Annotated in this window: 15 protein-coding genes; 5 read left to right on the top strand and 10 right to left on the bottom strand. The window is 47.6% G+C overall.

The genetic code is table 11. The features are described from left to right. Positions 1–13: 13 nt before the first annotated feature. Together B9N86_RS29935 and B9N86_RS29930 are read right to left on the bottom strand one after the other, a co-directional pair. Positions 14–1,030, bottom strand: a complete 1,017-nt coding sequence (locus B9N86_RS29935; protein WP_208917021.1) for a VanZ family protein — start codon at positions 1,028–1,030, stop codon at positions 14–16. 231 nt (positions 1,031–1,261) lie between these two features. Next, the gene (locus tag B9N86_RS29930; protein ID WP_208917019.1) at positions 1,262–1,453 is read right to left on the bottom strand and encodes a hypothetical protein; all 192 of its coding nucleotides are present in this window, start codon (positions 1,451–1,453) and stop codon (positions 1,262–1,264) included. A gap of 396 nt (positions 1,454–1,849) precedes the next feature. On the opposite strand from B9N86_RS29930, the gene B9N86_RS29925 reads away from it, so the two are divergent. Continuing rightward, positions 1,850–2,482, top strand: a complete 633-nt coding sequence (locus tag B9N86_RS29925; protein WP_208917017.1) for a sterol desaturase family protein — start codon at positions 1,850–1,852, stop codon at positions 2,480–2,482. A gap of 121 nt (positions 2,483–2,603) precedes the next feature. Here B9N86_RS29925 and B9N86_RS29920 read toward each other — a convergent pair whose 3' ends face one another. Genes B9N86_RS29920 through B9N86_RS29900 form a run of 5 tightly spaced genes read right to left on the bottom strand, consistent with a single transcriptional unit; the run spans position 2,604 to position 8,566 of the window. Beyond that, positions 2,604–3,479 carry a hypothetical protein gene (locus tag B9N86_RS29920; protein WP_244562895.1) on the bottom strand — a complete coding sequence of 292 codons (876 nt, stop codon included), beginning with the start codon at positions 3,477–3,479 and terminating at the stop codon, positions 2,604–2,606. A 36-nt stretch (positions 3,480–3,515) separates the two neighbouring features. Continuing rightward, complete coding sequence (locus B9N86_RS29915; protein WP_208917015.1) at positions 3,516–4,820, bottom strand: MBL fold metallo-hydrolase; 1,305 nt, start codon at positions 4,818–4,820, stop codon at positions 3,516–3,518. 4 nt (positions 4,821–4,824) lie between these two features. Then, complete coding sequence (locus B9N86_RS29910; RefSeq protein ID WP_244562894.1) at positions 4,825–6,498, bottom strand: ABC transporter permease; 1,674 nt, start codon at positions 6,496–6,498, stop codon at positions 4,825–4,827. Between the two features lie 8 nt (positions 6,499–6,506). Continuing rightward, positions 6,507–7,583, bottom strand: coding sequence for an ABC transporter substrate-binding protein (locus tag B9N86_RS29905; RefSeq protein ID WP_244562893.1), 1,077 nt, complete (start codon positions 7,581–7,583; stop codon positions 6,507–6,509). Then, positions 7,580–8,566, bottom strand: a complete 987-nt coding sequence (locus B9N86_RS29900) for an ABC transporter ATP-binding protein (protein WP_208917013.1) — start codon at positions 8,564–8,566, stop codon at positions 7,580–7,582. The genes B9N86_RS29905 and B9N86_RS29900 overlap by 4 nt, the downstream gene beginning before the upstream one ends. A gap of 152 nt (positions 8,567–8,718) precedes the next feature. Here B9N86_RS29900 and B9N86_RS29895 point away from each other — a divergent pair, with 152 nt between their 5' ends. From B9N86_RS29895 to B9N86_RS29885, 3 genes are all read left to right on the top strand, one after another. After that, on the top strand, positions 8,719–9,594 hold the full coding sequence (locus tag B9N86_RS29895; protein WP_208917011.1) for a LysR family transcriptional regulator: 876 nt from the start codon (positions 8,719–8,721) through the stop codon (positions 9,592–9,594). Between the two features lie 200 nt (positions 9,595–9,794). After that, positions 9,795–10,529 (top strand): glycosyltransferase family 2 protein, encoded by a 735-nt coding sequence (locus tag B9N86_RS29890; protein WP_208920982.1) that lies wholly within the window; start codon positions 9,795–9,797, stop codon positions 10,527–10,529. A 1-nt stretch (position 10,530) separates the two neighbouring features. Then, positions 10,531–11,250 (top strand): glycosyltransferase, encoded by a 720-nt coding sequence (locus B9N86_RS29885; protein ID WP_208920980.1) that lies wholly within the window; start codon positions 10,531–10,533, stop codon positions 11,248–11,250. Between the two features lie 95 nt (positions 11,251–11,345). Here the strand turns inward: B9N86_RS29885 and B9N86_RS29880 are convergent, their stop codons facing one another. Then, positions 11,346–11,660 (bottom strand): helix-turn-helix domain-containing protein, encoded by a 315-nt coding sequence (locus B9N86_RS29880; RefSeq protein ID WP_244562892.1) that lies wholly within the window; start codon positions 11,658–11,660, stop codon positions 11,346–11,348. A 110-nt stretch (positions 11,661–11,770) separates the two neighbouring features. Between B9N86_RS29880 and B9N86_RS29875 the strand changes: the two genes are divergently transcribed. After that, positions 11,771–11,959 (top strand): hypothetical protein, encoded by a 189-nt coding sequence (locus B9N86_RS29875; protein WP_208917009.1) that lies wholly within the window; start codon positions 11,771–11,773, stop codon positions 11,957–11,959. A 91-nt stretch (positions 11,960–12,050) separates the two neighbouring features. On the opposite strand, the gene B9N86_RS29870 is transcribed toward B9N86_RS29875, so the two are convergent. Then, positions 12,051–12,791 carry a Bax inhibitor-1/YccA family protein gene (locus B9N86_RS29870; RefSeq protein ID WP_208917007.1) on the bottom strand — a complete coding sequence of 247 codons (741 nt, stop codon included), beginning with the start codon at positions 12,789–12,791 and terminating at the stop codon, positions 12,051–12,053. A 162-nt stretch (positions 12,792–12,953) separates the two neighbouring features. Then, the gene (locus B9N86_RS29865) at positions 12,954–13,820 is read right to left on the bottom strand and encodes a LysR family transcriptional regulator (RefSeq protein WP_208917004.1); all 867 of its coding nucleotides are present in this window, start codon (positions 13,818–13,820) and stop codon (positions 12,954–12,956) included. Positions 13,821–13,907 lie beyond the last annotated feature (87 nt).

Raw genomic sequence — 13,907 nt, 5'->3', positions numbered from 1 at the left:
ACACTGGCTTCCATTATGGTTTGGTTGGCTTAGGTTTGAAGACAGGCCCTAGAAGATCTTCACCTATATTATTAGAAAATATTTTCGATAATGTTGAACACAACATAGGTATATAGACAATGAAGTAACGTCGGCTGAAACTTCCTAACCAATTCCCCTTTTCCGGAAGTAATTTCATACGAACAATTGCAGAACCAATTGTATTTCCTTTCCATATTACAGGAATAACTACCATAAGTACAAAGAAAACGATGGCAAAAATAATCTCTTCAACAAATATTCCTGGTCTTTTTAGCAACCCAAAAATAAAACTTGTAATCACTCTGGTAAAAATAATATTTAGAAGAACCTCAATAAGTTGAGAACCAAAAGTTGCTCTTCTTTGATTATTAAAGAAGTGACTCTGCTCATTCAGAATTTCTCTTGATGGAATTAACACCAAAAACATGGGAGCAAGTAGAAAGCCCAGTAAAGTCCCAGTAGTATTGGTCAGTAAATCATCTACATCAAAAATACGGTAAGGACATTTAAAAAAACCATATAATGCGGTTAGTTGGGTTATTTCAAAGAACAGCGAAACACCAAATCCAATAAGAGTAGCATATAACCATTTAGCTTTACTCTTAAAGAAGTATCTCAAAAAAACACCCAAAGGAAATAGTAGCAAAACATTAAAAAACATTTGATAAAAGGCTCGCGTTGTTAACAAATCGATATAACTTGAAGGGACAGACCAATGAAATCCCGTTTCACGTGTGATATCCCGAATAAATTGAAAAGGACGACTCTGAATGAAATTTGCACCCGAATCAATCGAAACACAATTATTCCGAACACTGGGTATTGGAAAAATCACTAAAAAGAAAGCACTTAACCCATAAAAGATAAAGCTTAAAATAAGCAGTGTTTTCCAAAAGCTAAAGTATCCATGTTTACGATATTGATAAACTGTCCATGGAAACGTTAGAACTGCCGCTAACAAAAAACAAACTGATAATGCAACGAAAATAGGCATTACATATACTTGCATTTCATTTTCTCCTTAAAAGTAGCCTTCGGCAGGTAAACTACAGCAAAGGATGTTCTACTTTATGTAATTAGCCGATTGATGATCCCCATACTGATTGCCTAAAAGCATCTTTTGTTTATAATAATTATCCTCCTTCTTTTGAGCTTAAATACTATGCTTTTTTTTCCATATCATTAAGTGCTTGGTTGGCTCATCGGTCATCTTCGTAATCCATAATAGATCCTACAATAACTATTGGGCAAGAGAAATATGAACTACTTTCGAAGGCGGACCAGATAGGGCAGCCTGAACCCCTTCGGCATCTGCAACGAAAGTGGCCACGCTGCGAATCACTTGCCGTGTTCGTTCGAGAGCGCCAGGCTTTAACCAGTCCTGGAAGGCTGCAAGTTCACGAAAGCCATGCAGAAGTGTCTCCTCGCACACGATCGGAATCTCGGGAAGAGACGCTGCATTTGCACATCCACTTTTTGTAGGAAACTCTCAGGATGCTGGTATTGCCAAACTTTTGGTCAATCGCTGATTTTAAACAATTTGGATTGTTATATAATTGTAGTATTACCACAATTAGTAATTTTGTAATACCGCCAGATTTCTATGCATATTCGTATTATGGGAGGGATGAGCAAGGGAAATCTGACTTCGCTGATGAATATCTTTCCTCCTTGCCCATTTAGAACATTTTAAGGATGATGCGCATCTTTATGCAGCATTGGATTGGGAGCTACCACCGAAACCGAGAGAATTGTCTGGAAAACGCTGGAGAAAAGTTTGTCCCTGTGGAGAAATAGACAAGAATTATGAAGAATGGAGGCGGTATGAATGAAAACCAAGTATGTTAAAGAATTTTTCTTCTTCCCTGACATATTCATCATGAGTGGTCTCTTCTTCATTAGTTTTGGATTTATGATTCCTAATCTAACATCTGTAGGGACCTGCATCGCATTCGTAATAGGGATGATTTCCTATTCAATCATTGAATACTTGACCCACAGATTTCTCTTTCATATTAAGACACCAAAAAATGCATTTTTCTTAAAGTTAATTAAACGCTTACATTACGATCATCATTCAAGTCCTAATGATTTGAATTTATTATTTCTGCCTTTATGGTACTCGTTGCCGAACATGGCGATCGCCGGAGTGGCTGCCTACTTCATGTCTTCAAATCTCGTAATCACGAATGCTTTTATCGCCGGTGTTATGATTTTTTTATTGTTTTATGAGTGGAAGCATTATATAGCCCATCGTCCAGTAAAGCCAATTTCTCCGTGGGGACGTTGGATGAAGAAAATTCATTTATGGCATCATTTTAAAAATGAAAATTACTGGTTCGGTGTGACAAACCCGGTTTATGATTGGGCAATGGGAACCTTTAAGGACCAAAACAACGTTGAACAAAGTCAAACCGCCCGAGATCTTGAACAACGCGGTAAGCAGGAGTTTGAACTATAACTGCTCTGCAAACTCTATGCAAGGATCCTGGTTTCATTCTGCTGACAATGGCCTTGATATTTCTTGAGGCGCAACAAGCCCCTTGTCCGAAGAACCGGACAAGGGGCCTGCACCTTAGCGCTTAATATCGTTCCAGTATGAGCTGCGTCTTCAGCTGATCCACGGGCAGGAACCATCCCGCAGCGGCCATATCAGCCTCAAAACCCGCTTTTTTCGCGGCTGCCTCCGTAGATGAATCCAACTTGAACGAAGCCTCCACAATGTAGTCGAAACCTGTCCCGGTGCTGTTCAGCAACTGCCATACCTCTACATAAGTCTCTATTCCATTCCAAGTGCCGACATGCCGTTTCGCATCTACCGGGCCTCGCGCCTTGTGTACCTCCGCCAATCGGCCAGTCCCCCAGCCGGATCCGAGCCAATTGTCAAATTTGCCCGGTGCTTCAGAAATCGTCCAGTTCCTTGAATCCTTGGGCGTAGGCAGCTCCATTCCTTCGTACCCGGATTTCTTAATGGTCTTCTTCCGGCTGATGCTCAGCGTCTGTTTCTGATATCCCCAATCGACCTGTGCTTCATAATTCGTATCGCTAGCCTCAAAGCCTTCCGAAGCAGCTAGCATCAACGCCCCATCGATATCTCCGTTCATGATTGGATAACGCTTCTTATATACAAGCTCAAACTTTTCGTCAGTGTAAGCTTCTTTCTTGCGGATGCGTACTGACCAACCCGCCTGATTCAGATCCAGATTCTCCGTATCCATGAACTGAACGGCCATCTTCTCAGCGGTGGTCGACATGTTGAAATACGCCATGACATCAGATTTAAGCTCTTTGTTCCCGTCAAGCACCACCGCCGGATCCAGAAATACCTTAAGCTCGTAATTCGGCGTCATCGGCTCTAAAGCGGCACCTTGCATGGTTGCAGGTGCAAGCATCGTCGTGGGAAGAACCATAACAAGCATCAAGACCAGCCACTTTCGGGTTAACCGTTTTCCAATCATTCACAATCCTCTCCCTCACATGTTTTTTCGCTTTCCCTATACTACGAGCAGCTGTTTCCCAGGAACGAGAGAATGCAGCCCGGTGAAGCCCTCCTCAACTAAGCGTGCCGCGAGCAGGTCCGTCTCCCCTTTATCCGCATGAACGAGCAGGGTCTGAAGTGGGCGAATCCGCTCTAACATACGCCTTACATCCGGCAATCCTTGATGCACCTTATATCGAAATCGCTGCACCTCGCATCCAAATAGCGTTGCAGCGCCTGTCTTGTCCATGCCATTATGCTTCCGCCAGACCTTGGCACCGAAGCTGCCTTCGTAGAGGTGCCCGGTGAACAGGATCGCGTGGCGCGGGTCCTCGGACAAAGCCCGGTAGTATTGCCGGGCAATCGATGTTTGCAGCAAGCCGTCTGGCGCGAAGAATATCGAAGGCGGACCGGCGAGAGCAGCCTGAACCCCTTCGGCATCTGCAACGAAAGTGGCCACGCTGCGAATGGCTTGCCGTGTTCGTTCAAGAGCGCCAGGCTTTAACCAGTCCTGGAAGGCTGCAAGTTCACGAAAGCCATGCAGAAGTGTCTCCTCGCACACGATCGGAATCTCGGGAAGAGACGCTGCAATGATCGGCAGGAGCTCTTGCCCGCGACCGTATACGGGTACAGGCAGCAGCACATGTCCTCCCCGGTCCGACACCTCCGAGATGGTCCCGAGCAATCGCTGAAGCTCTTGCTCCTGTACCTCTGGTCTGGATCCATAGGCCGCATCCACGATCGCGAGCGATATGTCTTCCAGATCGGACCCGCTTGGTAAATTAGCCTGGAGCAGACTGGATTCTCCACAATAGTCTCCCGAGTAAAACACCCGCTGTCCACCCATCTCAATCAATAACCATATCGAGCCTGCCAAGTGGCCGCTCGGTCCCCAGCAGACGCGAATCCCGGGAGCCGTTTCAAACCAAGTGCCGGCAGCAGCCGACTCCTCCATGCAGCGATAACGGACCCGCTCTCTGTCGGTCTTTTCGTACGGCAAAACGCCGCCTTTGCTCCTGACTTGCTTTTCCCACGCTTCATAGTACGCCGGCAGTTGATTCAACGTAGCCCGGGTCGTCCATACTTCACCTTCGTACCCCATTCGGTACAGCATCGGTATTGCCATGGAGTGATCCTCATGCGCATGGGATAAGAACACGGTAGATAAGCTTGAAACCTTGGAACGATCAAAGAGCGGATACTCACCGATGCCGGTCTTTTTCACACCGCAATCCAATAATACCGACACACCACCACACTCGATAAGATAACAAGAACGGCCATGCTCTCCTGCGCCGCCCCATACAGCGGCTGTTAACATTCCATCACTTCCTGTCTGCGTTGATATAATTCATGATGGCCAGGACAATTGTCGTCAAACCGACGGACACGACCGCCATCGCCATGCCCAGCGATACATCCCCTTGCTCAAACTGCGAAAATATATAAGTTGCCGATACCTGCATCGATGGCGGCAGTATCATCAGAGACGCGACCAATTCGCGAATGGAAATCGTAAAGGTCATCATCCATCCCGCTAAGATGCCCGGCACAAGTAGCGGCAGCAAAATTCTTCGAAAAGTGTACCAGGATCCTGCCCCAAACACTCGCCCCGCTTGCAGCAGCGTTTGGTCGATCTGACTCAAGCTCGACTTAATGTACTGTACACTGTACGGAAGAAAGAAGACGACATAGGTCAGGACCACCATACCGTAGGTGTTATACAGCGGAATCGGCATCCACGGCGCGTTCCAGAGCAGGATCAGCCCAACGACCGTTACGATCCCCGGCACGGTATTGGGAAGCAGGCTAAACAGATCGACAACACGCTGCGGTCTTGTCGCAGCACTCCCAATTTTCAGCGCCAGGAACGTCCCCAGCAATACCGCGATCGTTGCAGACACCAATGCGAGTCCCAAGCTGTTAAGTAACGATTCCAAACCTGTTGAGCCAAAGCCGAGCAGCGTTTGGTAATGAGACAATGTGAAATTGTCCCATGACAGGCCGTCTCCTCTCAGCTTCTGGAAGGATGCAACGATGATGGAGAAATAGGGAACCCCTATGGAGAGGCCGAGCAGCACAGCAACGTATCCCCACGCTAGAGCGAGGCGCCACCTGGACGTGGGCCGCGCTGCCGCGCGGCTTCCTTTTCCCCCCAAGGTTTGGTACTGAAATCTTCGTGTGATCACGCTCTGCATATACCAGAATACCAAGCAAGTCGTTAGCAGCACCGACGATAAAGCTGTTGCCTTGCCGAAATCGATGGGCCAGCTTGAGGTGTATCGGTGAATCTCGGTGGTCAGCACATAATACCCTATCTTCCTTCCGAAGGTGGCCGGCGTTCCGAATTCCGCAATGGTCTTCACGAATACGAGCAGCGCCCCCATGGCATAACTGCCGAGCAGCAGCGGAAGGACGATGCGGCGCAGACGATAGAGAAACGGCGCCCCATGAACCGCGCCAGCCTCCTCATACCCTGCCCCGATCCGCATTAACGCATTGCGCAGGATCAGATAGAGAAACGGAAACAGGTGCAGGCTCATGATAGCGACCATCCCGAACAGGCTGAAAAAATAAGGCGTCACCGCCTGCGCAGCCGGAACCATCTGCTCCAGAAACCCACGCTTCTCCATAAACAAAATCCAGCCCATCGAACCGATATATGGCGGCGTCATGAACGGAACAATAAGAATGATGTCAAGCCATTTTTTCTGTCCGATACTTGTTTTCACCGAAAGGAAGGCCATAGGAAAGGCAAGTGCCGTAGCACCCGCCACCACCCAAAAGCCCATCCAAAGCGAATTAAAAAGTACGCCGCGCAAGTCGGTGTCAAGGATCACGTTCAGTGGCGCCCATACGTCGAAATGATCGTCAGGAAAAAAACTTTTGAGCAGAACCAGGAAAAGGGGGAGGCCGATGGCCGCCAAGAGAAGAATAATCGCTAAGGCCACTCCCTTTTGATGGAACAAGCGGTTTGCGAATCGCAGCATCTGAGTCATCACGTCCGTTATTTAAAGATGCCTAAAAACTTGTTGGTAATGTCTTCTCCCTGCTCCATCATCCAGTTCCAGTCGTACTTCAGCAGCTTAATGTCCGCCACTTGAGCGCGATCCTTCGCCTGGATGTCGACGCGGCCCGGGAGCAGATAGGCATTCGCTACGAGACCTTGTGCTTCGTCGGACAGCAAGTAGTCGATGAACAGTCTGGCATTCTCCACATTCGGTGAATCCTTCAAAATCATCGCCGGACGCGGATTCATCACGGTCCCGCTCTCCGGGTACACGATGTCTACTGGCTCACCCTTCGCTTTTGCGCTGTAGGCCATATAGTCTACGCCGGCCATGACCGCGCTCTTGGCTCCCGTCACCACGGGATCAAGCGCCTCCTGGTTCGCTCCAGCCATGGCGATGCCGTTAGCCTTCAGTGCTTCAAACAACGTCCAGCCTCCCTCACCCTGCTCATTCAGGTAACCGGAAATGAAATCAAGCGCTGATCCGGACAATGACGGATCGGGGATATTTACCGTGCCCTTCCACTCCGGTTTGCTGAAATCAGCCCAATCCTTCGGCGTAGTTTTCACTAAGTCGGTGTTATATGTAATTCCGAGCGCAGATGCGCTATAACCGAACAAGTGACGGTCCTTGTCGACCCAAGACTCTTGAAGCTTATCGGCATTCTCGGCGTCAGGATAGCTCTGCGTCCAACCGTCGTTCTTCATCGACATTCCAGACGGCCAGGAAGCAAGCACAACGACATCCGCAACCGGATTGCTCTTCTCCGCTTCCAGCCGAGCCAATACCTTGCCAGTCGTCCCCTGGAACTGCTCCACCTTCAGGCCGGTCTTCGCTTCGAAACCCGCAAGGATGTTGTCCGCAAGTCCTGCGGGACCCGCTGTATAAACAACAACCTTACCGCTCGCTGTCGCCACCTTCGATTCTGGCTGCTCCTTGGCGGGTTCGGCAGAATTCCCTCCTGCTTGCGCTCCTCCTTGGGCTCCGCCTCCACAAGCGGTTAACAGCCCCATCACCAGCATCCAGGCCGCGGCAAAACCCGCAAAGCGAACATACATTTTCTGAAATTTCATCGTTTTTCTTCCTCCTTGTCATTGTGGAAAGAATGCACATGCTTCGGGGATACGTAGACGGTTACACGCTCCCCAATCTTCATCCGTTCCGAATGATACACCGTCCACACTGAGGCATCTTCAAGCTCCAATTGCATCTCATACCGCTCACCGACATAACTGACACCGCAGATTACCGCATTCCGGGATAGGCTGTCCGAAGCCCCCGCCCATTGGACATGTTCGGGGCGCACCATGGCGCAATCGGCCTGGAGCCAATTCGACTTGCCTACGAATCGGGCAACATAAGGAACCGCCGGACGATGATAGATGTCCTCGGGCGTCCCTTTCTGCATCACGCGCCCTTGCTGCATAACGATAATCTGATCGGACATCGCCATCGCCTCCGTCTGATCGTGCGTGACGTACACGGCGGTCAGCCCGATAGAACGAACGAGGCCAGTAAGTTCTTCGCGCATTTCGTCCCGAAGCATGGCATCGAGTGCACTGAGCGGCTCGTCGAACAGAATGACGCGGGGCCGGATCGCGATGGCCCTGGCAAATGCAACGCGCTGCTGCTGTCCGCCGGACAGCTGGCCCGGATAACGGTCTTCAAACCCTTGTAGACGTACCGCACGGATCGCCTCCAGTACGCGCTCCCGCAGCTCTCCTGTAGCTTTCATAGCCCGAAGTCCGAAGGCCACATTCTCGAACACCGTCATATGAGGCCATAATGCAAAATCCTGAAACACCATGCCGAGTCCCCGCTTATGAACGGGCTTGAAGATTCTCCGCTTCGAGGAGAAAACGCACTCTTCGCCCATTAGAATCTCTCCGTGATCCGGCGTTTCCAATCCTGCAATCAGCCGCAGCAATGTCGTTTTGCCGCAACCCGACGGGCCGAGCAGCGCTGTAAACTCTCCTGAACGGATTTGCAAATCAAGCGGATGCAGCGCCTTTGTTCCGGCGAACGATTTGGACAATTGCTCAAGTGTTATATTCATGGCTTTCCCTTTCTATCGATCAACCTGTCCTTAGGATAATTGATTTATATCAACGTTATATTAGGCCATTGTAAGACAGGTGTAATATATTATATTAGCATCTATTAGTTCCCATAGATTTTATCTATAATAGGGGCGGGGAGGAATCGATTATGAATTTAGTAAAGCTGGAAGTCATTGTGCAGATCGCTAAACATAAGAAGGTTACGGCGGTTGCGGATGCCATGGGCGTAAGTCAACCTACGATTACGTTTCATATGAAAAGCTTGGAGAAGGAGTTTGGCGTGCAGCTCTTTGAGATGCGAACGGGGAAAGTGCTATTGACAGATGCCGGAACCGCGCTGCTTCACTATGCGACGAAAATCCAGGCGCTCACTCAGGAAGCGCACCGTATCGTGCAGGAATATCGCGAAATGAATAAGGGAACGTTGACGATCGGAGCCAGCTACGTGCCTGGTACTTACATTCTGCCTGACCTGATGAGCCGCTTCTCCGAGACGTATCCCGGCATTACGTTCCGCATGTTCATAAAACCGGCGCCTGCCATTCGAAGTTTGCTGCTTGATCACAGTATCGATATCGGCTTCATCTCCTCACAGCCCTTTGAGGACCCCATGCTCCACCAGATCACCGTGTGCGACGATGAACTCGGGATCGTCCTGCCAACCAACCACCCTTTGGCGGATCAGCCCGCCATTAACCCGCAAGCGATTGCCGCAGAGCGTTTTATATATCACGGAACCGAGTCCACGACTCGCCAAATGACAGAGCAATGGGCGACAACTTACGGCCTGCAGCTTCGGATCGGAATGGAGCTGGATTCGCTTGAGGCCATTAAGCGAGCCGTCATGCTTGGTGAAGGCATCTCTTTCATCTCCCGTATGTCGGTTGCCGACGAAGTGGAACGAGGGCTACTCGCATTGCTTCCTTTACCCGGCTCGTTCCCCCGCCGATCCGTTTATGCCTGCTATCACCGGGACCGTTGGTTATCCTCGCAGATGAAATCATTTTTGGATACGATTCGATAAAATCCGGCATTTCAATCACTACCGACTTTGATAACGTAGATAGTGATTGTTTTGCCTGCCTTAATCAATCGATAAACTCTGTCTTTTTCAGGGTTTGTTTTTTTCGTTATTGGATTGGTAGATATGCCGTTCCTCTTATTTTTCATTTTCATATTTTAGAGTGAGATAGGATGGAATTTACGGGTAAAGGGAGTGATGTAATGGAAGCCGGCCCAAGAAACACTATGAAGCAGCACGGAGTTTCCATTATTACCTGCACGAATCGACAGGGTTATATAGGAAACCTGTTTGCTAATTACATCAGGCAGCACCATGCCAAGAAAGAGCTCATCATTGTAGTCAACGACAATAAAATACCTCTTGCGCCTTATAAACGCTTAGCCAAAAAACATCGAAACATACAAGTCTTCCGCGTCCCGGAGCATTACTCTCTCGGCGCTTGTTTGAACTATGCCGGCAAGAAGACGAAGTACAGCTACATCGCTAAGTTTGATGATGACGACTATTACTCTCCCTATTATTTGAAGGATAGCTTGCAGGCAATTCAAAGAACCCATGCCGATGTCTTAGGAAAGCGGAGCCATTATATGTATTTACGTGGGTCCAAAAAACTCATCCTCCGTTTCCCACACGAAGAGTTTCGACCTGCCGCCAGACTGCCAGGCGCTACGTTGGTCTTTAAACGGGGAGTGTTCAACAAGGTTCGGTTTCCTAATCAAAACGTTGGGGAAGATGACCTGTTTTGCCTAAGAAGCAGAAGGAAGGGGTACAAGGTTTATTCCGGAGGAAAATACAATTTTGTCGCCATTCGGAGAAAAAACTCATCGGGCCATACCTGGATCATCAGCGATCAAGAACTGCTTGCGCACCATAAAGTCATCCCGAATGTAAAGAACTACAAGAAATTCGTACAAAGAAAGCCAACGGGTGATTAACATGGCGGGACGGGGTATTTATCGAGGTCAGCAGGCTGTTTCTATCATTACTTGCACCAAGCGGCGGTACTGTATGGAGACCCTTTTTCACAATTACAACAGACAAAATTATACGAATAAAGAGCTTATCGTCATCTTAAACAACGACAGCCTTAAGATCAGCGAATATATTCAGGCGGCCAAATTCTATAAGAACGTAAGAATATTCAGCTTACCGGATCATGCATCACTCGGCAGCTGCCTCAATTATGGAGTTCAATTATCCAAGTATAGCTACATTGCCAAGTTCGACGATGACGATTATTATGCTCCCGATTATTTAACGGATAGCATGCGGCTCATGGCGAAGACCCATGCCGATATCGTAGGCAAACGAGCCCACTATATGTACCTGAGTGGTAAAAAATTGCTCCTGCACCGTTACTATCAAAAGGCTGATCAATATGTTTCCATGGTCCAAGGAGCAACCCTTCTCGTAAAAAAGCGCGTATTCAGCAAAGTCCACTTCCCCAATCAAACTCGGGGCGAATGCGTAAAATTCTGCTCGAACAGCCTGGCTAGAGGATTTAAGATTTATGCGGGTAATCCACGCCATTTTGCTGCCATCCGCAGGAAAAATTCCACAGATCATACCTGGATCGTAAGCGATAATGATCTTTTGGCAAGGGGAGTTAAAGTAGTGAAAGCGGGCAATATCAGGAGGTTTGTGAGCCGGGGGTAAAGGAAGGTTAGTCTGGCTTGGCAAGCAAAACCGGATAGACTGTAAGGAGCCTGAGTCGTCATGACTGAGGCCCTTTGTGTTTACTTTCTTCCCATTCAAAAATGCGCTTCATTACGCTTAAGATCATGGTTTGATCTTCGGTAGACCGGGAGGACAACAGTTCGTTGATTTGTCCTATTTTCCGGCTGTTTCATCGGGTCAATGTAGCGGAACAACTCTTCCATGGAAACATCCAAGCCGGCCGCAATCTTGGACAGACTATCTATTGTTACATTCTTCTCGCCACGTTCTACTTGACCTATATAGTTGTTATGTAATCCGGAACGCTCTCCAAGCGTGTCCTGGCTAATCCCCTGTTGTTTTCGCAGTTGACGAATTCGCTTACCCAGCCGTCGAATAATTTCGTTCATCGATATCACCTCACTCCAAGCTTAAAAGAGAAGCGATAAATACTTAACAAACTATAAATGTTTATTTACATAATAAAACAATCTATACATGCGACGAGATTATTGCTACTATGCTTTATTTGCTTTATAAAAACAGCCGCGATTTACATAGGGATATCGTAGAGAAAGTATTGATGTCCATTCATGAGATCAAAAGTGATCTGCAGACAGAGCAGTTACATACTCGGATTGAAAAAACACTTGCCGCCTCGGCCTTGGAAGAGCCAGATCGGCTGGAGCAAAGTGCTGAAGCAGATTAAGAATGGTGTGTATTTATTCGTATCGAAAATGAGGACAAAAAAGCTGTCGAGAAAGACTCGACAGCTTTTTTTATAAGTGCAATGTTTTAAATTAATCCCGGTTCGCCAGCTTCGCAAGCAGACGGATGATCTCTATGTACAGCCATACGAGAGTGACCAATAAACCGAAGGAGCCGTACCACTCCATATATTTCGGTGCGCCCTGCTTGGCCCCCTCTTCGATAAAGTTAAAGTCCAACACGAAATTCAGAGCCGCAATAATGACAATGACAATCGAAATCCCGATCCCAATCGGGGTGCTGTCATGCAAATACGGCACCGTCATACCGAACAAGCGGAGCACGAAACTAAGCAGATATACAAGTGCGATCCCTGCCGTAGCTGCGATGACACCTCGCTTGAAGCCCTCACTCGCCTTGATAAGGCCGGTCTTGTAGGCAAGCAGCATACCCATGAATACACACATCGTCAGCAAAGCTGCCTGCAGTGTAATGCCATAATATAATGATTCGTAATTAGCCGATAAAGCCCCAAGAAGTAAACCTTCCAAAATCGCATAGATCGGCGCCAAATACGGTGCTGCCGTTGGCTTAAAGCTAATGATCAGCGCCAGAATCAAGCCGCCAATCGCACCGCCGATCATATAAGGGAATACATCGTACCCATTAAAAAACATAGCCCAAGATATGACAGCCGCCCCTATGAGCAGCGCTAGCAGCATGAACGATTTGTTCACCGTTCCGCCGATCGTCATCGTCTCTTGGCCATTGTAATGTCTGCTCTTCTCAAACGTTTCGTCGTTGAGTGTCGGATTTCCGCTACGACCTATCAATTAAATGCCTCCCCAACTTTTTTATTTTCATTTTATCATATGTTGGGATATTTTAGGATGTATAAAAATGTCGTTCTTAGGTTGATTGGTCAAAATTAGCGCTCAAACCATCGAAAAAAAGCTTCTCGCCGGCTTGTAGCCCGGCAAGAAGTGCATACTCGATCATTCATGTTCCAGTCTAGTTCGAGCAACAATTTCATCCATAAAACATTGTAATGTACTCGTTATATATGAATCTTTTCGCCGAATAAAAATAGTCGTGATTTCATGGTAAGGTTCAGGTACGCTATGGCAGAATACAGTTCCATTGGCAACCATATCGGTAATGGATGATTCCGGGATAATCGTGATTCCTATTCCTGCAGCTACACTGCCTATGATCGTCCCGAACGTTCCAAACTCCATGATCTGTTTAGGGATAATTCCCTCCGCCTTCATCCAGCTTTCCAGTCTTTCGCGATACCCGCACCCTTTTTTGTATAACAATAAAGGCTTTTTTGTCATTTCCTCTATGGAAAAGCTTTTTTCTTTGGTAACAAGTACCATCTTTTCTTGAATAACCTCAACCTGTTCGATTAATGGATGTTTGATAGGCCCTGTTACAAAGGCTCCATCCAGCTTCATATCGATTACCTGCTGTACCAAAAGATCGGTAACCCCGGCTTTTAAGGATAATTCAACATTGGGGTACTTACTATAATAAGAGGCTAAAATATCTGGAAGAGCCATCACGGTCTCCACAATGCCAATCTCCAGGACACCGGAGGGGTTCGATTTATCTTGAAATGTGCGCTTCATTTCCTCTATTCCCGACAAGATCACCCTCGATTGTTCTAACAACCGCTTTCCTTCCGGGTTTAAGGTCATCCCTCGCTTATGCCGATAGAACAATGGCGTCCGAAGCTCTTTCTCAAGCAGCTTAATTCTGGCTGTGACATTGGATTGAACGTAATTTAGCTCCAAAGCGGCTTTACTGACGCTTCCGTATTTAGCAACCGTCTGAAAAATTTTCAAATCATTAAACTCCAATCCAACATCTCCTCTCTGATGCGTATACCTCTCGCGCCAGACATCATTATAAATGATAGTAAACTTGATTATCAATCATTTTACTAT

The sequence above is a fragment of the Paenibacillus uliginis N3/975 genome (assembly GCF_900177425.1).
In the GTDB taxonomy this organism is placed as follows: Bacteria; Bacillota; Bacilli; order Paenibacillales; family Paenibacillaceae; genus Paenibacillus_AQ; species Paenibacillus_AQ uliginis.
This window is presented reverse-complemented; position numbering and strand designations above follow the sequence as displayed.

Bases quoted from the DNA above. Each gene is read 5' to 3' on its own strand.
- B9N86_RS29935 (WP_208917021.1), bottom strand. From the start codon at position 1,030: ATGCAAGTATATGTAATGCCTATTTTCGTTGCATTATCAGTTTGTTTT.
- B9N86_RS29925 (WP_208917017.1), top strand. From the start codon at position 1,850: ATGAAAACCAAGTATGTTAAAGAATTTTTCTTCTTCCCTGACATATTC.
- B9N86_RS29920 (WP_244562895.1), bottom strand. From the start codon at position 3,479: ATGATTGGAAAACGGTTAACCCGAAAGTGGCTGGTCTTGATGCTTGTT.
- B9N86_RS29915 (WP_208917015.1), bottom strand. From the start codon at position 4,820: ATGTTAACAGCCGCTGTATGGGGCGGCGCAGGAGAGCATGGCCGTTCT.
- B9N86_RS29910 (WP_244562894.1), bottom strand. From the start codon at position 6,498: ATGACTCAGATGCTGCGATTCGCAAACCGCTTGTTCCATCAAAAGGGA.
- B9N86_RS29905 (WP_244562893.1), bottom strand. From the start codon at position 7,583: ATGAAATTTCAGAAAATGTATGTTCGCTTTGCGGGTTTTGCCGCGGCC.
- B9N86_RS29900 (WP_208917013.1), bottom strand. From the start codon at position 8,566: ATGAATATAACACTTGAGCAATTGTCCAAATCGTTCGCCGGAACAAAG.
- B9N86_RS29895 (WP_208917011.1), top strand. From the start codon at position 8,719: ATGAATTTAGTAAAGCTGGAAGTCATTGTGCAGATCGCTAAACATAAG.
- B9N86_RS29890 (WP_208920982.1), top strand. From the start codon at position 9,795: ATGGAAGCCGGCCCAAGAAACACTATGAAGCAGCACGGAGTTTCCATT.
- B9N86_RS29885 (WP_208920980.1), top strand. From the start codon at position 10,531: ATGGCGGGACGGGGTATTTATCGAGGTCAGCAGGCTGTTTCTATCATT.
- B9N86_RS29880 (WP_244562892.1), bottom strand. From the start codon at position 11,660: ATGAACGAAATTATTCGACGGCTGGGTAAGCGAATTCGTCAACTGCGA.
- B9N86_RS29875 (WP_208917009.1), top strand. From the start codon at position 11,771: ATGCTTTATTTGCTTTATAAAAACAGCCGCGATTTACATAGGGATATC.